This window comes from Sphingopyxis sp. EU05-FHT14B03, assembly GCF_058790875.1.
On the sequence record NZ_JBYTDC010000001.1, the window covers coordinates 1,265,414 to 1,285,830 of the forward strand.

The 20,417-nt window shown below is 67.6% G+C and carries 19 protein-coding genes and 1 pseudogene; 9 read left to right on the forward strand and 11 right to left on the reverse strand.

The genetic code is table 11. From position 1 onward, the window contains the following. The first annotated feature begins 18 nt into the window (after positions 1-18). Positions 19-429, forward strand: coding sequence for an acyl-CoA thioesterase (locus tag AC3WS4_RS06205; RefSeq protein WP_492735693.1), 411 nt, complete (start codon positions 19-21; stop codon positions 427-429). Positions 430-439: 10 nt separating this feature from the next. Here AC3WS4_RS06205 and AC3WS4_RS06210 read toward each other — a convergent pair whose 3' ends face one another. From AC3WS4_RS06210 to AC3WS4_RS06220, 3 genes are read right to left on the reverse strand one after another with little or no spacing between them, the layout of a single operon-like run. Then, complete coding sequence (locus AC3WS4_RS06210) at positions 440-841, reverse strand: hypothetical protein (protein ID WP_492735691.1); 402 nt, start codon at positions 839-841, stop codon at positions 440-442. Between the two features lie 60 nt (positions 842-901). Further along, a complete protein-coding gene (locus AC3WS4_RS06215; protein ID WP_492735689.1) occupies positions 902-1,360 on the reverse strand; it encodes a lyase in 459 nt (152 codons plus the stop codon). Continuing rightward, positions 1,357-2,643: a cytochrome P450 gene (locus AC3WS4_RS06220; protein ID WP_492735687.1), complete on the reverse strand. Its 1,287-nt coding sequence runs from the start codon at positions 2,641-2,643 to the stop codon at positions 1,357-1,359. Before AC3WS4_RS06220 ends, AC3WS4_RS06215 begins: the two co-directional genes overlap by 4 nt. A 126-nt stretch (positions 2,644-2,769) precedes the next feature. On the opposite strand from AC3WS4_RS06220, the gene AC3WS4_RS06225 reads away from it, so the two are divergent. Further along, the gene (locus AC3WS4_RS06225) at positions 2,770-5,481 is read left to right on the forward strand and encodes a M1 family metallopeptidase (RefSeq protein WP_492735685.1); all 2,712 of its coding nucleotides are present in this window, start codon (positions 2,770-2,772) and stop codon (positions 5,479-5,481) included. Positions 5,482-5,528: 47 nt separating this feature from the next. Here AC3WS4_RS06225 and AC3WS4_RS06230 read toward each other — a convergent pair whose 3' ends face one another. The 8 genes from AC3WS4_RS06230 to hflK all read right to left on the reverse strand — a co-directional run bounded on the left by AC3WS4_RS06230 (position 5,529) and on the right by hflK (position 12,906). Further along, a complete protein-coding gene (locus tag AC3WS4_RS06230; protein WP_492735683.1) occupies positions 5,529-5,981 on the reverse strand; it encodes a hypothetical protein in 453 nt (150 codons plus the stop codon). Further along, positions 5,978-7,573 carry a helicase HerA-like domain-containing protein gene (locus AC3WS4_RS06235; RefSeq protein WP_056344502.1) on the reverse strand — a complete coding sequence of 532 codons (1,596 nt, stop codon included), beginning with the start codon at positions 7,571-7,573 and terminating at the stop codon, positions 5,978-5,980. Before AC3WS4_RS06235 ends, AC3WS4_RS06230 begins: the two co-directional genes overlap by 4 nt. A gap of 133 nt (positions 7,574-7,706) precedes the next feature. Continuing rightward, a complete protein-coding gene (locus tag AC3WS4_RS06240) occupies positions 7,707-7,874 on the reverse strand; it encodes a hypothetical protein (protein ID WP_187142053.1) in 168 nt (55 codons plus the stop codon). Positions 7,875-8,300: 426 nt separating this feature from the next. Further along, positions 8,301-8,687, reverse strand: a complete 387-nt coding sequence (locus tag AC3WS4_RS06245; RefSeq protein WP_492735680.1) for a RidA family protein — start codon at positions 8,685-8,687, stop codon at positions 8,301-8,303. Positions 8,688-8,743: 56 nt separating this feature from the next. Beyond that, entirely contained in the window at positions 8,744-9,112 is a 369-nt protein-coding gene (locus AC3WS4_RS06250) for a VOC family protein (RefSeq protein ID WP_056347050.1), read from the reverse strand. A 133-nt stretch (positions 9,113-9,245) separates the two neighbouring features. Next, positions 9,246-10,748, reverse strand: coding sequence for a trypsin-like peptidase domain-containing protein (locus tag AC3WS4_RS06255; RefSeq protein ID WP_056344509.1), 1,503 nt, complete (start codon positions 10,746-10,748; stop codon positions 9,246-9,248). Between the two features lie 128 nt (positions 10,749-10,876). Further along, positions 10,877-11,728 (reverse strand): protease modulator HflC, encoded by an 852-nt coding sequence (gene hflC, locus AC3WS4_RS06260; RefSeq protein ID WP_056344513.1) that lies wholly within the window; start codon positions 11,726-11,728, stop codon positions 10,877-10,879. Then, positions 11,728-12,906, reverse strand: coding sequence for a protease modulator HflK (hflK, locus tag AC3WS4_RS06265; RefSeq protein WP_492735677.1), 1,179 nt, complete (start codon positions 12,904-12,906; stop codon positions 11,728-11,730). Before hflK ends, hflC begins: the two co-directional genes overlap by 1 nt. A gap of 91 nt (positions 12,907-12,997) precedes the next feature. Between hflK and AC3WS4_RS06270 the strand changes: the two genes are divergently transcribed. The 7 genes and pseudogenes from AC3WS4_RS06270 to AC3WS4_RS06300 all read left to right on the forward strand — a co-directional run bounded on the left by AC3WS4_RS06270 (position 12,998) and on the right by AC3WS4_RS06300 (position 20,340). Beyond that, positions 12,998-13,975, forward strand: coding sequence for an Mrp/NBP35 family ATP-binding protein (locus tag AC3WS4_RS06270; protein ID WP_187142056.1), 978 nt, complete (start codon positions 12,998-13,000; stop codon positions 13,973-13,975). Further along, positions 13,975-14,397, forward strand: coding sequence for a CoA-binding protein (locus tag AC3WS4_RS06275; RefSeq protein ID WP_492736614.1), 423 nt, complete (start codon positions 13,975-13,977; stop codon positions 14,395-14,397). Before AC3WS4_RS06270 ends, AC3WS4_RS06275 begins: the two co-directional genes overlap by 1 nt. Next, the gene (locus tag AC3WS4_RS06280; protein WP_492735675.1) at positions 14,394-14,993 is read left to right on the forward strand and encodes a hypothetical protein; all 600 of its coding nucleotides are present in this window, start codon (positions 14,394-14,396) and stop codon (positions 14,991-14,993) included. Before AC3WS4_RS06275 ends, AC3WS4_RS06280 begins: the two co-directional genes overlap by 4 nt. A 210-nt stretch (positions 14,994-15,203) precedes the next feature. Further along, positions 15,204-15,506 (forward strand): annotated as a pseudogene (locus AC3WS4_RS06285) (molybdopterin cofactor-binding domain-containing protein); the annotation flags it as partial. Positions 15,507-15,824: 318 nt separating this feature from the next. Then, a complete protein-coding gene (locus tag AC3WS4_RS06290; protein ID WP_492742727.1) occupies positions 15,825-17,492 on the forward strand; it encodes a xanthine dehydrogenase family protein molybdopterin-binding subunit in 1,668 nt (555 codons plus the stop codon). After that, positions 17,489-18,484 carry a ferrochelatase gene (hemH, locus tag AC3WS4_RS06295; protein WP_492735673.1) on the forward strand — a complete coding sequence of 332 codons (996 nt, stop codon included), beginning with the start codon at positions 17,489-17,491 and terminating at the stop codon, positions 18,482-18,484. The genes AC3WS4_RS06290 and hemH overlap by 4 nt, the downstream gene beginning before the upstream one ends. Positions 18,485-18,576: 92 nt before the next feature. Then, a complete protein-coding gene (locus AC3WS4_RS06300) occupies positions 18,577-20,340 on the forward strand; it encodes a DUF1963 domain-containing protein (protein WP_492735671.1) in 1,764 nt (587 codons plus the stop codon). The last annotated feature ends 77 nt before the right edge of the window (positions 20,341-20,417 follow it).

Here is a 20,417-nt window from a genome sequence, read left to right on the forward strand (position 1 = left end):
GACATTAGTGTCAACGTTATGACCGCAGCCTCGCTCCCGCACGATCACGCCATCGCCGTCGGCGCCGACCAGATCGATTTCATGGGGCATGTCAACAACGCCCATTATCTCAGCTGGGTGCAGGACGCCGTGCTGGCGCACTGGCGCCATATCGCGCCGCCCGACGCGGTCGCGGCACATCTGTGGGTCGCGCTGAAGCACGAGATCACCTATCGCCGCCCCGCCTTCCTCGACGACCAGGTCATCGCGACCGTGATCCTCGAAAAAGTGCAGGGCGCGCGCGCCTTCTACGACACGATCATCAAGCGCGGCGAGGACGTGCTGGCCGAGGTCAAATCGAGCTGGTGCTGCATCGACGCCGAAACATTGCGCCCCGCGCGCCTCGCGAGCGAGGTCGTCGCGAAATTCTTTCCGGCGGAAAAGGTCTGACGCGCCCGGCTTAGAGGGTGCCGCTTTCGATCATCGCGTCGACCAGCGTTTCTAGGAAGGTGCAGCTCTCGCTGATGTCCTGAACCTGCTTGATCATGTCGGGATCTTCGGGATTCTTGGTGATCCGCGCGAACTTGTCGATCTGGGCATCGAAGTCGGTCTTGATCTGCGCCTCGTCGTCGTCGGCGAGTACGGTCGCGATAGCCAGAAACTTGGTGCCCGATGCGACCATCTTCGGGTCCGCGTCGTCGCCCTTGGTGCCGAGTCCCGCCATGATCCCGAAAAAGGCCATGCACTGGATGCTGTTGTCGTAAAGCTCGCGCTCGTCGGCATCGATCGTCATCGCGGTGGCGGTGGTGGTGGGCGCGGCGGCGGCAAGCAGCAGCGCCGCGGCAAGGATCGGATATTTCATGACTTCCCCCGAATATCGACCCGGAACCGCCTTGGCATGGCGGCGCGGCTTCGCAAAGCTTTAAGTGGCGGCCACCCCGCAGGCCCTGATCGCATCGCGAGCGGCCTCAGCGACCGGATCATGGCCTTCGGCCCAAGCAAGTAGGCTCGCAGCCAGCGTCGGGTCGGCGAGTTCTTCGGCGGCATTCATCACCGCTATATTGCTCTCGTCACGATCGAGTTCGCGGCGAACGAGGGGCAGGGCAACAGCCGGATCGCGCCTCGCCAATCCGCAAAGCGCTTCGCCGCGCACGACCGGGTCCACATCCTCTGCACCCATCCGCAAAGCCGCCCGAATCCTCACATCATCGCGGTCGCTGAGCGCTAACAGCGTGGCCGCCCAGTCCCTGTTCGATACGTCAGCGTCGCCCATCAAGGCGATCAATCGGTCAAGATTGGCCTCGCCCTCGGGGCCGTCGAGCGGAACATCCGCATCGACGAATGACGCCAGGAACGGCGATTTCGGCAAATAGTCGCTCACGCCGCCTCGAACCGGATCGGCAGCCGCTTCAGCCCGCCGACGAACACCGACTGCACCCGTGCCGGATCGCCCGCGAGCTCGAGCTTTTTGATCCGCGGCAACAGTTCCTCCATCATGATCCGCATCTCCATGCGGGCGAGGTGCTGGCCGAGGCACACATGCGCGCCGAAGCCGAAGGCAAGCTGCTGGTTCTTCGGCCGGTCGGGGTCGAAGGCGAACGGGTCGCCGAACACCGCCTCGTCGCGGTTGGCCGAGACATAGTTGAGCATCAGCCAGTCGCCCGCGCGCACCTGCTGCCCGCCGATCTCGACATCTTCCTTGGCGCTGCGCATGAAATGCTGCACCGGGGTCGACCAGCGGATCGCCTCCTCGATCAACCCCGCCTTGTCGCTGTCAGCGGCGCGGAAGCGTTCGAACAGCGCCGGGTTCTTCGCCAGTTCCATGATCGCGCCGGCGGTCGAGGCGCTCGTCGTATCATGGCCCGCGGTCGCGATGATCATATAATAGCCCGCCAGCTCGCGATCGGGGATCTGGCCGCCGTCGATCGTCGCATTGGCGATGACCGTCGCGATGTCCTCGCGCGGATTGGCGCGGCGGTCGGCGGTCAGCGCGCCGAAATATTGCTCGAAATCGGCGATCACATAATGGAGCATCGCGATCGCCTGTTCGGCGCTGGTGATCGCCTCGCGGCTGCGGTTGAGCTCGGGGTCGGTCGATCCGAACAATTGCTGGGTCAGCATCAGCATGCGCGGCTCGTCCTCGGGCGGCACACCCAATATGTCCATGACGACGCGCAGCGGATAATGCGCCGCGACGTCGCGCGCGAAATCGCATTCGGGCCCGGCGGCGAGCATCGTATCGACCGTCTCGCGGGCCAGGCCGCGGATACGCTCTTCGACGATCTTCAGATTCTTGGGCATGAACCAGCTCTGGGTGAGCAGGCGGTATTTCATGTGATCGGGGGCGTCCATCTGGACCAGCGAGCGGATCAGGTGCCCGTCGCCCCCCGGGGTCGCGGCGCGTGCGATCGCCTCGCCGTCGCGGTTGGTCAGCACCGTCGGGCGGATGCCGTTCGCAAAACGCTGCGGGTCCTTGCTGATCGCCATGATGTCGGCGTGGCGGGTGACGAGCCAGAAGGGGTCGACCTCTGCGGTCTCGGCGACCGCGAGCGGCGCATGGGCGCGCGCCCAGCCGAGCTTTTCATGAAGCCCGTCCCATTCCCCATAAGCGACGGGGTCGACGACGGCGGCGGCTACCTCTCCAGGCAATATAGGTTTTGTCATGCAACCAAAGCTGCCCCATCTCGTGTCATCTGTCGAGAGCCATGCTACGCCCGCCGAAAGCGACGCGGGAGTCCGCGAGGCATCGGCGTAGCCGGTGCGGCAAAATCAAGACCGGGGATCGCCATCATGAAAACATCGCACCGTCATCTGCTTGTCGCCGCCGTCTCGTCGCTCGGCCTCGCCGCCTGCGCCGCCCAGCCGGGAATCGCGCCGGTCGCCGCCGCGCCCGCCGCGACACCGCCCGCCTTCACCGGCGCGCCGCTCGCCGCCGACATCCCGAGCCAGCTGCCGCGCAGCGCGCGGCCCCTGCACTACGACATCAGCGTCACCCCCGACGCCAAAGCGCTGACCTTCACCGGCGCGGCGACGATCGACCTCGAACTCTACGAAAGCGCCAATGGTATCGTGATGAACGCGCTCGACCTCGATGTCGTCGATGCCAGCCTGACCCGCGCCGACGGGACCGGCGAGCCGATCCCGCTGATCGCGTCGACCGATACCGAGGCGCAGACGGTAACCTTCATCGCGCCCGTCCCGCTCGACGCCGGCACCTACCGCCTCATCACGCATTACAAGGGCATCATCGGCACCCAGGCGAACGGGCTGTTCGCGCTCGATTATCCCGACAAGGTCAGCGGCGCCGAGGTGCGCGGGCTGTTCACCCAGTTCGAGGCGCCCGACGCGCGGCGCTTCGTCCCCAGCTTCGACGAACCGAGCTATAAGGCGACCTTCACCCTGTCGGCGATCGTTCCGCAGGCCGACCTCGCGGTGAGCAACATGCCCGCGACGAGCGAAACCCCGCTGGCGGGCGGACTCAAGAAGGTGACCTTCGCCACCTCGCCCAAAATGTCCTCCTATCTGCTGTTCTTCGCGACCGGCGATTTCGAGCGGCTCGCGGCAAAGAGCGAAAGCGGCGCCGAAGTCGGCATCGTCTCGCCCAAGGGGTCGGGCGAACAGGCGCGCTTCGCGCTCGACAGCCTCGGCCCGCTGCTCACTTACTACAGCGACTATTTCGGCCAGCCCTATCCTCTCCCCAAGCTCGACAATGTCGCCGGCCCCGGCCAGTCGCAGTTTTTCGGCGCGATGGAAAATTGGGGCGCGATCTTCACCTTCGAACGCATCCTGCTCGACGATCCGACGATCACCAGCGAAGCGACGCGGCAGCAAATCTATTCGACGCAGGCGCATGAGGTCGCGCACCAATGGTTCGGCGACCTCGTCACCATGGCCTGGTGGGACGATTTGTGGCTCAACGAAGGCTTCGCGAGCTGGATGGAGACCAAGGCGAGCGACCATTTCCACCCCGACTGGCAACCGTTGCTCGACCGCGTCGACGGCCGCGAGCGCGCGATGGGGCTCGACGCCTTCGCGACGACGCACCCGGTGGTCCAGAAAATCCGCACCGTCGAGGACACCAACCAGGCGTTCGATGCGATCGCCTACCAAAAGGGCGAAGCCGTCATCACCATGCTCGAATCCTATGCCGGCGAGGATGTGTGGCGCGACGGGCTGCGCACCTATATGGCGCAGCACAAATATGCGAACACGCGCACCGACGATTTGTGGAACGCGGTCGAGGTCGCGGGCGCCAAGGGCCTCACCGCGATCGCGCATGATTTCACCAACCAGCCGGGAATCCCGCTGCTGCGCGTCGGCGGTATGACCTGCGCCGGCGACCGGACGACGGTCCAGCTGACCCAGGGCGAATTTTCGCGCGACCGCAAGGACGGTATCGAGGCCGAGGGCCGCCGCTGGCAGGTGCCGGTGCTCGCCCGCGCGGGGGAAGGCGCGGTCGCGCGGCAGGTGATCGCGGGCGGCGCGGGGACGCTGACGCTGCCCGGCTGCGGCGCGGTGCTGATCAACGCCGGACAGGCGGGCTATTACCGCACCCTCTATTCGCCCGCCGCGCTCGCCGCGCTGCGCGGCCGCTTTGCGTCGCTCGCACCGATCGACCAGCTTGGGCTGCTCGGCGACAATTTCGCGCTCGCGAACGCGGGCTATCAGCCGATGGGCGCCGCGCTCGACCTGCTCGCCGCCACCCCGCAGGGCGCGAGCCAGAAGGTGATCGGCGACGTCGCCGGCCGCTACCAGACGCTCTATACGATGTTCGACGATCAGCCCGCGGTCCAGAAACGCATCGCCGTCCTGGCCGGCGCGGTGCTCGACCCGTCGATGCGGCGGCTCGGCTTCGAACCGCGCGCCGGCGAACCCGCGCTCGACAGCGTGCTGCGCTCGGACCTGCTCGCCGCGCTCGGCGCGATGGGCGATGCCAGGGTGCTCGCCGAGGCCCGGCGCCGCTTCGCGCTGCTCGACGGCAACCCTGCCGCGCTCGACGGCCCGCTCAAGGCGCGCTGGCTCGGCATCGTCGCGACCAACGCGACCGACGCCGACTGGACCCGGTTGCGCGCGCTCGCCAAGGCGTCGAAATCGGCGGTCGAACGCAGCACCTTCTACACCTTGCTCGGCTCGGCCAAGGATGCGGCGCTCGCCCGCCGCGCGCTCGATCTCGCGCTGACCGCCGAACCCGGCGAGACCGTCAGCGCGTCGATCATCGGCGCGGTCGCCGCCAACCATCCCGAATCGGCGGTCGATTTCGTCCAGGCGAATCAGGCGGCGGTCGACCGGCTGATCGACGCGTCGGCGCGCGCGCGTTTCCTCGCTGGACTCGCCGCGGCGTCACACGACCCCGCGATGATCGCCAGGCTTCAGGGAATCGCGGCGGACCTGCCCGCCGACGTCCGCAAACCCTATGACAAGGTGATCGCGACGCTGACCGAACGCAGCGTCAGCCGCCCGCGCATCAAGGGCGAAATCGCCAGCTGGCTCAAGGGCAAATAGGGATAAGTTCCACCCGTCATTCCCGCCTTTACGGGAGCGACGGGTGCTTACTCGGCCAGCTGCGGCGCGCCCGCGGGCATCGCGCTCTTCCACTCGGCGCGCGCCTTGCGGATCATCGCTTTGAGCGCGTCGGCGCTCCGCGTCCATGCCGCGGCACAATCGGCGCTCCATGCACCGCCCGCCGCGGCCCCCAGCTCGGTCACCGTCATGTCGATGAACGCGTCATATTCGGCGATCGGCAAGGCACCATAGCTGCGGTGGGTGAACACCAGCTCGGCGACGAGCGGCCACACCCACGCTTCGCCCGACGCGACCCCGAACATCATCTGCAGCGTCTCGTCGGTCATCCGCCGCGACGCCGCGTCGACCGAGATGAAATCGGCGCGCCGCTCGGGAAAAGCGGCAAAGAAGCGGTCGAACAGCGCGATGCGGATATCGATGCCGGCGTCGGCGACGGCGATCAGGCTCGCCTCCATCGCCGCGGCATCGGTCCGGCTCATTTGAACAGGCTGCCCAAAATGCCGCGCATCAACTGGCCGCCGAATTTGCCCGCGACCTGCCGTCCGATATTGGTCGCCGCCGACCGCGCCGCCGATTCGACCATCTTCTCGGCGAAGCTCGGCTTCGCGGCCTCGCGCGCCGCGACCTTCTCCTGCTGCAGCCGCACCTTCTCCTCGGCGACCTTGCGCTTCGCCTCTTCCTTGGCGGCGATCGCAGCCTGTTTGTCGGCCTCGTCCTGCGCCTTGGCTTCGATCGCGGCGGCCTGCGCCTGGTCGGCCTTGGCGGCGAGCAGTTCCTCGGCGCTCTCGCGGTTGACCGCCGTGTCGTATTTGCCCTCGACCGGCGAGATCGACTTGATGATCGCGCGCTCCTTGGCGTCGAGCGGGCCGGCACGCGAGCAGGGCGGCTTGATCAGCGTGCGCTCGACCGGCGACGGCGCGCCGTCGGCCATCAACAGCGAGACGAGCGCCTCGCCGACCTTCAGTTCGGTGATCTCGCGCGCGACGTCGACCTTGGGATTGGGGCGGAAGGTGTCGGCGGCGGCCTTCACCGCCTTCTGGTCGCGCGGAGTGAAGGCGCGCAGCGCGTGCTGGACGCGATTGCCGAGCTGGCCCGCGACATCCTCGGGAACGTCGATCGGGTTCTGGGTGACGAAATAGACGCCGACGCCCTTGGAACGGATCAGCCGGACCACCTGTTCGATCTTTTCGGCGAGCGCCGGCGGCGCATCGTCGAACAGCAGATGCGCCTCGTCGAAGAAGAAGACGAGCTTCGGCTTGTCGGGGTCGCCGATCTCGGGCAGCGTCTCGAACATCTCGCTGAGTAGCCAGAGCAGGAAGGTCGCATAGAGCTTGGGGCTCGCCATCAACTTGTCGGCGGCGAGGATGTTGACGTAGCCGCGTCCGTTTTCGTCGGTGCGGATCATGTCCTGGATGTCGAGCGCGGGCTCGCCGAAGAAGTTCGCGCCGCCCTGGCTTTCGAGCGTCAGCAACTGCCGCTGGATCGTGCCCACGGTGGCCTTCGACACATTGCCATATTTGACGGTCAGCTCGTCGGCATTCTGCGCGCACCAGGCCAGCATCGCCTGCAAGTCGCCCAAATCGAGCAGCAGCAGATTCTGTTCGTCGGCGACCCGGAAGGCGATCGCGAGTACCCCCTCCTGCACCTCGTTCAGCCCCATCAACCGCGCGAGCAACAGCGGTCCCATTTCAGAAATCGTCGTGCGCACCGGGTGCCCCTGTTCGCCGAACAGGTCCCAGAAGATCACCGGATTGTCGCGATACGCCCATTCGCTGTCGCCGATCTCGGCGGCGCGCGCGGCGAAAATCTCGTGCATCTTCGACGTCGGGCTGCCCGCCATCGCCAGGCCGGCGAGGTCGCCCTTCACATCGGCGACGAACACCGGAACGCCGACCGCCGAAAACCCCTCGGCCAGCCCCTGCAGCGTCACCGTCTTGCCGGTGCCGGTCGCCCCGGCGATCAGCCCGTGCCGGTTGGCGCGCTTGAGCACCAGCGACTGGCGCGGCCCGTCGGGGGCGCCGCCGCCGCCGAGGCCGATATAGATTTCACTCGCCGTGCTGCCGTCGCTCACTCGCTGTCCTCCGCTATCCGAACCTGCCTGCTGGTCTAGAACGCGGGGCGTGGACAGGCAATCGGCAACCGCGCTGCTGTCATCGGCCGGAGAGGACGATCGGCAGCTGTGGCCCTGCCCGTCTCGCGACGTTTCAGGCGGCGGGGCGGTCGAGCAGCATGGCGACCGACCAGCCCGAATTGTTCAGCTCGGTCCGTTCGCCGCCACGGTCCTGCCGGAAACAATGGACGAGCCGTCGTCCCTTGAGTTCGTCATCGCCCTCCTCCCACGGCTGCGCCTTCCTTTCGGCGAAGAGCGCCAACAGACGACGTCGTTGTCCGTCCGTCAGGGACGCGGCAACCTCTTGGGCGTTTATCATGGTCATGGGCCTCGTGCTGGCGAAGCGAGCGGGTCGACGGTTTGGGAAGAGATCGGCCCGTTCGCCGCCGGACATATGTCCGACGGGCGGTTTGTTTGCGCCTGCCGTCAAGCTACCATGACCGGAGACAACAAGCCACCTCCTTGTTTTTACGATATTATTCGTCAGTTGAGCGGGAGGCGCACGGGAACGGTGTCACACCGACCATCTCGCAGCGCCCGTGCGGACCGGAATATCTGGTGGCGCACGCGTGCTTCGATGGCCGGAAATCGTGGAAGCGGCCCGAAGCATCCCTTTCGCGTGGAAAGCTGTCACCCGCTTCCCACCCCGGAACCGCCATCACGCCCGCCAACGCTCGTCCAGCCGGCGTCACGCTACCGCGATCGCCTCGATCTCGATGCGAAAGCCGAAGTGCAGCGGCCCGGTCGGTACCACGCTGCGCGCCGGCCGGTTCGTGCCGAAGACGCGTGCGTAAATTGCATCGACCTCGCCCCAGTCGTCGATATCGCTGAGATAGAGGGTGGTCTTGACCACCTGCGCCAGCCCGGCGCCCGCATCCGCGAGCACGGTTTCCAGGTTGTGCAAGGCCTGCTCGACCTGCGCCGCGAACGGCGCGGACGCCAGCGCGGTGTCGCGTCCGGGCAACAGCGGCAGCTGCCCCGACACGAAGATGAAACCACCCGCGATGACGAAGGGCGAATAATGCGGTCCGCCCGCCGTTCGCCCCGCATCCTGATTCGCCTTGCTTGCCGTCATTCGATCCTCTCCCACGCTGGTGGGAGAGGACTATCACGTCCGGCGGCGGCGGCCCATCATCCCATCACAAAGGCGTTGAGCTTGTTGCCGTCGAGATCGCGAAAATAGCCCGCGTAGAAACCCTCGCCGCGCGGTCCCGGGGGGCCTTCGCAGGTGCCGCCGTTGGCGATCGCGATGTCATAGAGCCGATGCACCTGCTCCTGGTCTTTCGCCTCGAGCGCGACCATCACACCGTTGCCGACGCTCGCGGCATTGCCGTCGAACGGCTTGGTCAGTCCGATCCCCGCACCGCCGCCGGGCTTGCCCCACGCGATGAAGGTCTCGAACTCCATCATCCGCGGCGTCTCCAGTTCCGCCGCGATCGCGTCATAAAACACCGCCGCCTTCGCAAGGTCGTGGGTGCCGAGCGTCACATATCCGATCATCATTCTTCTCCCGACTCGTTGAAGGAACATAATAGGAACATTATCCGGCGCGCGCAAAGAAAAACGAGCGCCGGACCGATGAGGTCGCAACGCCCGCTTTCAAGCCTCTTCCCCTTCGGCGAAGGGGAGAAGATTATTTTTTCAGCCGCAGCGCGACATCCCCCGAAGGACCGCCGCGGCGGAGGATTTCCACCAGCACCGCATCGCGGCCCGCCGCCTTGGTGTCGGCTACGACCTTGGCCAGCGCATCGCTGGTCAGCACCGCGGTGCGCGCGGTGCCCGCGCTCAGGATCACGTCGCCGCGGCGAAGCCCCTTGCGCCCGGCATCGCTGTTCGCCGAGACCGACCCGATCACCAGCCCCTTGGTGCCGGCGTCGACGCCCACCGCGCGCGCGATGTCGGCGGTCAGCGGCAGCACCGCAAGGCCCAGTTCGGTCTGGAGCGCGGTGTCGGCGGCACCCGTCGGATCGTCCGGCGTCGCCTGTTCGTCCTCGGGATCGAAGGTGCTCGGGGCCTGATCCGCCGCGGCCGGCCGCGTGCCGACCACCGCGTTCAGCGTCATCGTCTTGCCGTCGCGGATCACCTCGAGCGGGATGCGCGTGCCGGGTTTGACCCGCGCGACGATGTACGACAGCGTCTGCTGCGGCGAGACCTCTTTGCCATTGACCTTGGTCACCACGTCGCCGCGCTTCAGCCCGGCCTTTTCGCCCGCCTCGCCCGGTTCGATGCGCCCGATGCGCTCGCCGCGGTCCTTGGGCAGGCCCAGCGCCGCCGCCATATCCTCGTCGACCGGGGTGATCCCGATGCCGAGGTAGCCGCGTTCGACCGCCTGGCCGGCCTTCAGCGCGTCGATCACCGGAATCGCGGCGTCGGCGGGGATCGCGAAATTGACGCCGATATTGGCGCCGACCGGCGAGATCAGCATGTTGTTGATGCCGACGACATTGCCCTGCAGATCGAACAAGGGCCCGCCCGAATTGCCGCGGTTGATCGCGGTATCGGTCTGGATATAGCGGTCATAGGCGCCGCCCTGCCCCAGGTTGCGCTGCACCGCCGAGATGATGCCCGCGGTCACCGTCGAGCCGAGCCCGAGCGGGTTGCCGATGGCGACCACCCAGTCGCCGACGCGCGCGTCGCTGCCGGTGGCGAATTTGACGAAGGGCAGGCCCGTCGCGTCGATCTTGAGCAAGGCGAGGTCCGACGCGACGTCGCGGCCGACGATCTTCGCCTTATATTCCTTGCTGTTGGTCAGCGTGACCGTAACCTCGTTCACCGCCTCGCCGCGCGGACCGCCCGAGATGACGTGGTTGTTGGTGACGATATAGCCGTCGGTCGAGATCAGGAAGCCCGATCCGCCGCCCTGCTGTTCCTGGGTGATCGGCTCGCGGGTGCCCGCGAACGGATTGAGCCGGACGCCGAGGGTGACCTCCTGCTTGGTCGCGATATTGACCACCGCGGGCTGCAATTGCTCGACCAGGTCGGCGAAGCTTTCGGGGGCGCCCGACCGCGGCACGACCTTGGCGATTTCGCTCGATTCATTCTGCGCGACCTGCGCGCCGACGGGGGACTGGGTGACCAGCGCCAGCGCCGTGCCACCCGCCAGCAAAGCCGAAGTGATGCCGTAAACATAACGCACGATCGAAATTCCTTCTCTTACGAAAACTCTCTTACCCCGGCGACGGTGGTCTGCTGCCCCTTGGCTGAACGGTGATTGAACATGAACGGCGCTTTACCGTCCCGTTCATCCGCCGTCCGGCTCAGGGTTCAGTTACCCCGAAACCGGCGCAGATATTCATTGTCGGGCGACAGGATGATCGACGTCCCGCCCTGGTTGTTTTCGCCCAGGAAGGTCGAACGATAGCTCTGCATCGCGCGGTAGAAATCATAGAATTCGGGATCCTTGCCAAAGCTTTCGGCATAGATGCGCGCCGCTTCGCCATCGGCGCTGCCGCGGATGATCTGCGCTTCCTTCTGCCCTTCGGCGCGGATCGAGATCGCCTCCTGCTGGCGCGCGGTGCGCATGCGGTTGTACGCCGCCTCGAGCGTCGCGCCCTCGGGCAGGTCGGCGCGCTTGATCCGCACGTCGATGATCTCGGCGCCATATTTCTGCGCCTCGCGGTTCAGCGCGACCTGGATATTGTCCATCACCGCGCCGCGTTCGGGCGACAGCAAGGTCGCAAAGGTCCGCTTGCCAAGTTCGTTGCGCAGCGAAGAGCCGAGGATCGTTGCAAGCTGTGCCTGCAATTTATCCTCGGTGCGGATCGCGGTGTACATACGCACCGGGTTGGTGATGCGGAAGCGCGCGAAGGCGTCGACCTGCAGCCTTTGCTGGTCGGTCGAGAGCACCTGCTGGCGCTCCATGTTCACGCCGAGGATGCGCTTGTCGATATACTGGATGCCGTCGGTGAACGGCACGCGCAGGACGAGACCGGCGCCCGAGCGTCCGAAATCCTCGTTCGGCTTGTACCGGTTCACCGTGCGCTCGATCTCGCCGAAGCGCAGGATCAGCGCCTGCTTGTCTTCGGGCACGATCGCCAGCGACTGCGACAGGATGAGGAGCAGGACGATGATGGCGATCAGCGGCCGCATCGGGCGTTGGAACAGGCTGTCGAACATCACTGGGCTCCCTTCGTCGCGGGCGTGGGCGCGGCAGGGGCCGTCCGTTTCTGTACCTCGTTGAGCGGCAGATAGGGGGTCACCCCGCGCGGCTCGACGATCGTCTTGTCGACGTTCGACAGAACAGCCTCCATCGTTTCATAATAGAGGCGCTGGCGCGTGACCTGCGGCGACAGCTTGTACTGTTCATAGATCTTGTCGAAGGCCGAGGTGTCGCCGCGGGCGCGTTCGAGCACCTGCTGCTGATAGGCGCGCGCGAGGTTGATCGCCGATTCGCGTTCCTGCCGCGCTGCGGTGACCTCCTTGAACGCCTCATCGACCTGGCTCGGCGGGTCGACCTGGCGGATCGCGATGCCCTGAATCAGCACGCCCGACCGATACTGGTTGAGCAAATCCTGCATCCGCTGCTGCACCTGCGACTCGATCTCGACGCGCCCCGGGCCGATCGCCTGGACGAGGTCGAAATTGGCGACCGTCGCGCGCATCGCGCTTTCGGCAACTTCGCGGATCGTGCCGTCGGGATCGGCGAGCTGGAAAAAATACAGCTCGGGGTCGCGCACCGACCAGCGGACCTCATAGGCGAGGTCGACGATGCTCTGGTCGCGGGTCAGCACGAAATTCTCGTCGGTCGCGTTGGGCGAACCGATCGCCATGGTGCGAATGGCGCGGACGTCCTCCAGCTTGATGCGTTCGATCGGCGCCGGCCAGGTGAGTTTGACGCCCGGACCGACGGTCCGCGAATAGCTGCCGAGCCGGGTGACGACGCCCTCTTTTTCGGGCGGCACGATGTGGAACGACGAAAAGATCGCCCAGATCGCGACGACGCCAAGCACGCCCCATTTCCACAGCTTCGCCGAATCGCCGAAGTTGATGTTGCCGCCGCCGCCATTGCCGTCACCGCCACCGCCACCGCCAAAGCTGCCGCGCCCCTTGCGCAGCAGCTCGTCGAGCGCCGAGGGGCCGCGCGGCTTGCGCGCGCGGTTGATATCGACCGGGTCGGGGCTGACCCACGGGTTGCGCGGCCCCGGCTTCTTGTCGCCGCCACCGCCGCTTCCCTTGCCGTCGTCGCCGCCCTTGGGCCCCCACGGGCTGTTCGCCATCGCGGCGATCTGGTGGAAAAATTGCCGCAGACCCCCGGGGGCGCGGCGTCCCATACCGTCACTATTGTCGTTGCTCATGGGGCTTTTATAGGGGGCGCGGGCGCGATTAACAGGGGGTGCGCGCGAAAATGGCTGGCAATCATGTCCGCCATGCCTATCTGCCACCGACATGACCGACACCGCTCCGCTCGCCAGCATCGCCACCGACCTGACCGGGGGGCGCACCTCGGGACTCAAATTCCTCGACGAGGAGGGCACGCTCGCGATCGTCCTCGACGTCACCGGCCTCGACGTGGACGAACGCAAACCGCTCGAGGACAAGCTGCGCGCCGGCCTGCTCGCGCGCCCCGGCGTCACCAGCGTCCGCGTCGCGATGACCGCCGAGCGCAAGGGACTGACCATCATCGCGGTCGGCAGCGGCAAGGGCGGGGTCGGCAAATCGACCCTCGCCGCCAATCTCGCGGTCGCGCTCCGCCGATTGGGCGTCAAGGTCGGCCTCGTCGATGCCGACATCTATGGCCCGTCGCAGCCGCGCCTGATGGACAGCGAGGGCGTCAAGCCCGAAGCGCGCGGACCCAAGCTGATCCCCGTTCCCAACGCCTATGGCGTGCCGATGCTGTCGACCGGACAGATCGCCGCGCCGGGGCAGGCGATCGCCTGGCGCGGTCCGATGGCGGGCAAGGCGCTCGAACAGCTCGTCGACGCGAGCTGGGGAGACATCGACACGCTGATCGTCGACCTGCCGCCGGGCACCGGCGACGTCCAGCTGACGATGATCCAGAAACACAAGCCCGCGGGCGCGGTGATCATCTCGACCCCGCAGGACCTCGCGCTGATGGACGCGACGCGCGCGATCGCCTTCTTCGAACAGGCCGACGTGCCGCTGATCGGGCTGGTCGAGAATATGGCGGGTTACGCCTGCCCGCATTGCGGCGAAGTCAGCGACCCGTTCGGCAGCGGCGGCGCCGAGGCGGCGGCAAAGACGATGGGGCTCGACTTCCTCGGCCGCGTACCGCTGTCGATGGGCATCCGCCTCGCCAGCGACGGCGGGGTGCCGCCGGCGGCCGGAACCGACAAGCTCGGCGAGCCGTTCCACGCGATAGCGGCGAAGGTCGCCGAATGGCTCGACCAGCGAAAGGGCAAATGATGGCGATCAACGACGAAGGCGAAATCCGCGAACTTCTGGGCCAGCCGCGCCGCATCGCGGTCGTCGGCGCCTCGCCCAACCCGGCACGCGATTCGAACCACGTTCTCGCCTTCCTCGTCGCGCAGGGCCATGACGTGATCGCGGTGAATCCCGGCCATGCGGGCAAGACGATCCACGGCGCCCCCGTCGTCGCCACCCTCGCCGACGTCGAACCCCCGGCCGAACTGGTCGACATCTTCCGCAACAGCGCCGACGCTGGCGCCGCGGTCGACGAGGCGATCGTCCATGGCGCGAAAGCGGTGTGGATGCAGCTCGGCGTGATCGACGAAGCCGCGGCGCGGCGCGCCGACACCGCCGGGCTGATGGTCGTGATGGACCGCTGCCCCAAGATCGAGATCCCGCGCCTCGGGCTGCTGAAATGAGGGTCGCCGCGCTGCTGCTCGCCGCATCCGCCCTCGCCGGCTGCGCCGCCACCCCCGCTTCGACCGATCCGCAGGAGCAGTTTTTCGCCGCGCTCACCGCGCGCTGCGGCCAGGCCTATGCCGGCAAGATCGAGACGAACGAGGCCGCCGACGCCGATATGCAGGGCAAGGCGATGGTCATGCACATCCGCCGCTGCACCCCCGACCGCATCGAAATCCCCTTCCATATCGCCGGCCTGGGTCCGGACGGCGGCTGGGACCGCTCGCGCACCTGGATCGTCAGCCGCACCGGAAACGGCCTGCGCCTGAAACACGACCATCGCCACGCCGACGGTTCGAAGGACGAAGTCACGCTATACGGCGGCGACACCGCCACCCCCGGCACCGCGAGCCGGCAGGAGTTTCCGGTCGACGCCGAATCGATCGCGATGTTCGAAGCGACAGGCCGCAGCGTCTCGACGACCAACATCTGGGCGATGGAGACCACCCCGCTCGGCTTCGCCTATGAACTGAAGCGCGCGAACCGCCACTTCCGCGTCGGCTTTTCATGGGACCGCCCGGTGAGTCCGCCGCCGCCGGCGCCGTGGGGCTGGTGAGCTGAAGCATTCCTCCTTGTCGCGAAGCGATGGGGAGGGGGACCACCGAAGGTGGTGGAGGGGCCGCGGCGCCGCACCGCCGCCTGACGGCGTCGGCCCCTCCGTCAGCGCGCCGCGCTGCCACCTCCCCATGCCCACCGGGCACAGGGAGGATAGACGGAAACCAAAAGCCTTTGCCTCCCAGACTCGCGCCGCTTATCAGCATCCCCGATGGCGGGCATTCGCGACAGTATCGACACAAAGAAACGGCGCCTGCCGCACGTCAGCCGCCGGTCGCTGCTCGTCGGCGCGACCGCTGCGGGCGGCCTCGCGCTCGCATGGAGCGTCTGGCCGCGCGATTACGCCCCCAACCTGACCGCCGCCGAGGGCGAGCATATCTTCAACGCCTTTCTCAAGATCGGCGACGACGGGCATGTCAGCGTCATCGTCCCGCAATGCGAGATGGGACAGGGCGTCACCACCCTGCTGCCGCAGATCATCGCCGACGAACTCGGCGCCGACTGGCGCACGATCGCAGTCGAAACCGCGCCGATCAGCCCGCTCTATACCAATACGCTGCTGGTCGACGAGGACAGCGCGACCTTCACCCCGCGCGCGCTCGTACCCGACATGGTCGCCGACGTGCGCAGCTGGGCGCGGCGCGAATGGGCGGTGCGCCACGCGGTGATGCTCACCGCCAACAGCTCGTCGGTACGAATGTTCGAAGGGCCGTGCCGCGACGCTGCGGCGCAGGCGCGCGCGCTGCTGATGATGGCGGCGGCGCGGCGCTGGGATGCGAACTGGGAGGAATGCGACACCGCGAACGGCTTCGTCACGCTGGGCACGAAGAAATTGCGTTTCGCCGAGGTCGCCGCCGCCGCGGCGCTGCTCGAACCGCCCGCCACCCCCGTCTATCGCTCGGCCAGCGCCGATCCGCTCTATGGCAAGGAGGTCATCCGCCTCGACCTGCCCGCCAAGGTCGACGGCTCGGCCAATTATGCCGGCGATATCCGCCTGCCCGACATGGTCTTCGCGTCGATCCGCCAAGGGCCGCTCGGCGCGACGCGGCTCAAGAGCATCGACCGCAAGGCGGGGCTCGCCTCGCCCGGCATGCTCTATGTCGTCGAGCATGAACGCTGGCTCGCTGCGGTCGCACGCAACTGGTGGGCGGCGAACCGCGCGCTCGACGCCTTCGCCCCGGTCTTCGAAACCGCCGGCACGCCGATCTCGTCTACACGCATCGACAAGGCGCTCGCCGCCGCGATCAAGGCCGACCGCCACCGCATCGTCGACAAGGGCGACGTGTCGGCGGCGATGGAGGGCCGCACCAGCATCGGCGCGACCTATATGGTCGCCCCCGCGCTCCACGCCCCGATCGAGACGCGTACCGCAACCGCGGCGCCCGACCGGGACCGGCTGCGCGTCTGGGTCGCGACACAGGCTCCCGCCCAGTGCCGCGCCGCGATCGCCGCTGCCACCGGCCTTGCCGAAAGCGACGTTACCCTTTTCCCGATGATGGCGGGCGGCTCGTTCGACGCCTGCCTCGATCACAGTGTCGCGGTACAGGCGGCGATCATCGCGCGGCAGGTCAAGCGCCCGGTCCAGCTCGCCTGGTCGCGCGCCGAGGAGATCATGCGCGACATTCCCCGCCCCCCGGCGCGCGCGCGCATGGTCGCGACGCTGAACGCCGCGGGCGGCATCGACGCGCTCGTCGCGCGCATCGCGGTCCCCTCGACCACCCACGAGTTTCGCGACCGGCTGTTTTCGAACACATCGCCCGACGTCGCGCAGCGTGCCGCCGCCGGCGCCTCGGATGCCGTTGCGGTCGAGGGTGCGGCCAGCGGCTATGCCATCCCGCACCTCGCGGTCGACCATTGCCCCGCCGACATCGGCCTGCCGACCGGGCGCTGGCGCGGCAATGCCGACAGCTACACCGCCTTCTTCACCGAATGTTTCATCGACGAAATGGCGGCAAAGGCCGAACTCGACGCGCTGTCGTACCGGATGGCGATGCTCGGCGAGCAGCCGTTGCTCGCGCGCTGCCTGCTCACCGCGACGAGCATCGGCGGCTGGGAGGGCATGCTTTCGGGCACCGCGCAGGGCCTCGCCTGCCATAGCATGCGCGGCAGCCATATCGCGCTGATGGCGACCGCGCGGCCGAGCGAAAAGGGGCTGCAGGTCGAACAGCTCGTCGCGGTCGTCGACGCCGGCCGCCTCGTCAATCCGGCGATCGCGCGGCAACAGATCGAGGGCGGGCTGATCTTCGGCCTCGCCGCCGCGGTCGGCGCGACCACCGATTATGAGGGCGGGGTCGCGACCGCGCGCAAGCTCGGCCAGCTCGGCCTGCCGCGCCTGTCGCAGTCGCCCGAGATCATCGTCGAATTCGTCGAGAGCGACCGCGACCCCGGCGGGCTCGGCGAGATCGGCGTCCCCGTCGTCGCCCCCGCGATCGCCAACGCGCTCTACGCCGCGACCGGGCGCCGCGTCCGGCGGATACCGCTGTCCGCGCTGCCGCTATGACCGCGCCGACCGATCATCCGCCGGTCGTGCCGCCGCGCCTCGGCGTGCTGCTGGTCAACCTCGGCACCCCCGACGCCCCCGACGCGCCGTCGGTGCGCCGCTATCTCGCCGAATTCCTCTCCGACCGCCGCGTCGTCGAGATTCCGCAGCTCCTCTGGCAGCCGATCCTGCGCGGCCTCATCCTCACCACCCGGCCCAAAAAATCGGCGCATGCCTATCAACAGGTGTGGACCGACGAAGGCTCGCCGCTCGCCGCGATCACCCGGCGGCAGACACGCGCGCTGCAAGCCGCGCTCGGTGCGGACGTGCTGGTCGAACATGCGATGCGCTACGGCAACCCCGCGATTGCCGCGACGCTCGATGCGATGCTCGCCGCGGGGTGCCGCCGCATCCTGATCGCGCCGCTCTATCCGCAATATTGCGCCGCGACGACCGCGACCGTCGTCGATGCGGTGAACAGCCATCTCGCGACCCTGCGCTGGCAGCCGGCGTTGCGCGTCCTGCCGCCCTATCCCGACGATCCGCTCTATATCGGCGCGCTCAAAACCACGCTCGAGGCCGGCCTCGCCGCGCTCGATTTCGCCCCCGACGTCCTGCTCGCCAGCTTCCACGGCATGCCCGAACGCACGCTGCACCTCGGCGACCCCTATCATTGCCAGTGCCGCAAGACCGCTCGCCTGTTGTCCGAAGCGCTCGGCCGCCCGGTCGAGACCGCCTTCCAGTCACGCTTCGGCCGCGCCAAATGGCTCGAACCCGCGACCGACACCGTGCTCACCCGCCTCGGCCGCGAAGGCAAAAGCGTCGCGATCTTCGCCCCCGGCTTTGCCGCCGACTGCCTCGAAACGCTCGAAGAGCTGGCGATCCGCGGCAAGGAACAGTTCGAAAGCGCAGGCGGCACCCGTTTCGCGTACATCCCCTGCCTCAATGACGGCGCCGCGGGCCTCGCGATGCTCGAAAGCCTCGTCCGCCGCGAACTCGCCGGATGGCTTTGATTTTCTATCGCTTACCTCCTGTTTAGGTCCTTCGTTTAGACCGAAGCTCGGCGCGGCAGAGTCAGAGGCCGCCGCGCGCAATGGAGTGCGCAATGAGTCAGGTCCAATCGGCCCTATTGATGCTGGTGGCGGCAACGCTCCTCTTCGCTGCGATCGTCTACTTCGTCTGGCGCCGCAGCCGGCCCGTCCCCGAACCGCGCGCGCCGAAAACGCCCCGCGAACCCCGCGCGCCGCGCGAACCGGGCGAAAGCCGCCTGCCGCGCCTGCCGCGCCGCGACCGCGAAGTCGAAGCCCCGATCGAAATGTCCGCCGCCCGCCTCGCCCGGATCAGCGCCCGGCCGCCGTTCGAACGGCTGACCGAAGCCGAGGCCGAGGCCGAATATAGAACCGCCCCCGCCGCCGAGGCTCCCGCGCTCGTCGCCGACCGCCCTGACCCCGAAGCGCCCGAACCCGCACCGCCCAGCGAAGCCGACCGCGCCATGGTCGGCCAGATGCTTGAATCGATGGTCGCGCAGGTCGAGCATGAAGCCGATCTGGTCGAACGCGGCGGCAGCGAACCGGTCGCGGTCCGCATCGTACCGCAGATCCCGCCGCGCATGGACGAAATCGCGACGAGCTGGCTCGGCGGCCGCCCGCGGCTCGAACCCGGCATGGCCTGGCCCGAAATCCGCGAGGTCCGCGGCGAGTTCATCGCGCAGATCGCCTGCGCCGACCTGCCCGCCGACATCTGGGACGGCCTCGGCCCGCGCCGCGGCAGCCTCGCGTTCTTCATCCACCCGCGCGACGGCGACGTCGCGGTGGTCCATGTCCATGCCGCAGGCGACCCGGTCGACCCGCCGCACCCCTTCGATCCCGGCGGCAGCTTCTTCGCGCCGAACGGCGGGCTGCGCTTCGGCGACCTGATGCCCTTCACCCGCCACGCCTTTCCCGAATGGCCGGTCGACCTCGTCGCCGTCCGCCCCGGCGACGACGATCCGCGCGCGGACGAAGACGAAGAGGGCGGCGACGAGGAGAGCGTCGGCACGCGCCTCTATCGCAGCGGCTACGACCTTGCCGACCCCGCCTTCCATCCCTTCGACTGGGACAGCATGACCGCGATGGTCGAAATCCTCGCGATGCGCATCGAACGCTTCTGGAAAGACGTCGACGGCCCCTCGCCGATCGACACCCAGCTCGCCAGCGTCGAGCGCCGCCTCGCCAAGCATGACGCGGGCGACAAGGACCCGCTCGGCCGCGAAGGCCTCGTCAATATGCAGGCTTCGCTGCAGGACCTGCACGATGCCGCCGCGGCGGCGCGCGCGGCGAACTATGTCGCGCGCATCCGAGCCGAAGAGATCATCGGCATCGTCCGCGACAGCGCCCCGAAGATGGACTTTTCGGCGAACGACGCCGCCGCCGTCATGGACGCGCTGCACGCGATCCGCTGGACCAAGGTGAACCGCAAGCCCGACCCCGACGGTCGTCCGGGCGCCGAGCGGATCGAAAGCCTGGAGATCCCGCTCACCACCCATCATCCCGACGCACCGCTGTGGGTCCACGACTATCTGACCATCTGGTTCGACCATGCCAAACACGCCTATGCCGCAAACCCCGACACGCTGTCCGATGCCGCGCGCACGGTCTTCGAACCCTGGGCGCGGGATCTCGCGGCGCGCGAGATGCCCAGCATCGGCCACATCCCCTTCCGCTATGTCCACGACTATGACGACGAAACCCACGCGACGCTGCTCGAACTGCCATCGAGCGGGTTGATGAGCTGGATATTCGGCGACGTCGACCATCTGGTGCTGACGCTGCGCAAGGCCGATCTCGCCGCCGGGCGCTGGGACCGGCCGCTGGTTCAGGTCAGCAACTGAAAATGCTGTCCGCTTGACGTAACGGTCAACTTGCGAGCCTCTTCGACGCGCCCTAGTCAGGGTGAAACACACTCTGT

Excerpts from the sequence above, each read along its gene's own strand:
- AC3WS4_RS06270 (WP_187142056.1), top strand. The coding sequence starts at position 12,998 with ATGACCGACACCGCTCCGCTCGCCAGCATCGCCACCGACCTGACCGGG.
- AC3WS4_RS06280 (WP_492735675.1), top strand. The coding sequence starts at position 14,394 with ATGAGGGTCGCCGCGCTGCTGCTCGCCGCATCCGCCCTCGCCGGCTGC.
- hflC (WP_056344513.1), bottom strand. The coding sequence starts at position 11,728 with ATGTTCGACAGCCTGTTCCAACGCCCGATGCGGCCGCTGATCGCCATC.
- hflK (WP_492735677.1), bottom strand. The coding sequence starts at position 12,906 with ATGAGCAACGACAATAGTGACGGTATGGGACGCCGCGCCCCCGGGGGT.
- AC3WS4_RS06250 (WP_056347050.1), bottom strand. The coding sequence starts at position 9,112 with ATGATCGGATATGTGACGCTCGGCACCCACGACCTTGCGAAGGCGGCG.
- hemH (WP_492735673.1), top strand. The coding sequence starts at position 17,489 with ATGACCGCGCCGACCGATCATCCGCCGGTCGTGCCGCCGCGCCTCGGC.
- AC3WS4_RS06225 (WP_492735685.1), top strand. The coding sequence starts at position 2,770 with ATGAAAACATCGCACCGTCATCTGCTTGTCGCCGCCGTCTCGTCGCTC.
- AC3WS4_RS06275 (WP_492736614.1), top strand. The coding sequence starts at position 13,975 with ATGGCGATCAACGACGAAGGCGAAATCCGCGAACTTCTGGGCCAGCCG.
- AC3WS4_RS06210 (WP_492735691.1), bottom strand. The coding sequence starts at position 841 with ATGAAATATCCGATCCTTGCCGCGGCGCTGCTGCTTGCCGCCGCCGCG.
- AC3WS4_RS06205 (WP_492735693.1), top strand. The coding sequence starts at position 19 with ATGACCGCAGCCTCGCTCCCGCACGATCACGCCATCGCCGTCGGCGCC.
- AC3WS4_RS06220 (WP_492735687.1), bottom strand. The coding sequence starts at position 2,643 with ATGACAAAACCTATATTGCCTGGAGAGGTAGCCGCCGCCGTCGTCGAC.
- AC3WS4_RS06300 (WP_492735671.1), top strand. The coding sequence starts at position 18,577 with ATGAGTCAGGTCCAATCGGCCCTATTGATGCTGGTGGCGGCAACGCTC.
- AC3WS4_RS06245 (WP_492735680.1), bottom strand. The coding sequence starts at position 8,687 with ATGACGGCAAGCAAGGCGAATCAGGATGCGGGGCGAACGGCGGGCGGA.
- AC3WS4_RS06230 (WP_492735683.1), bottom strand. The coding sequence starts at position 5,981 with ATGAGCCGGACCGATGCCGCGGCGATGGAGGCGAGCCTGATCGCCGTC.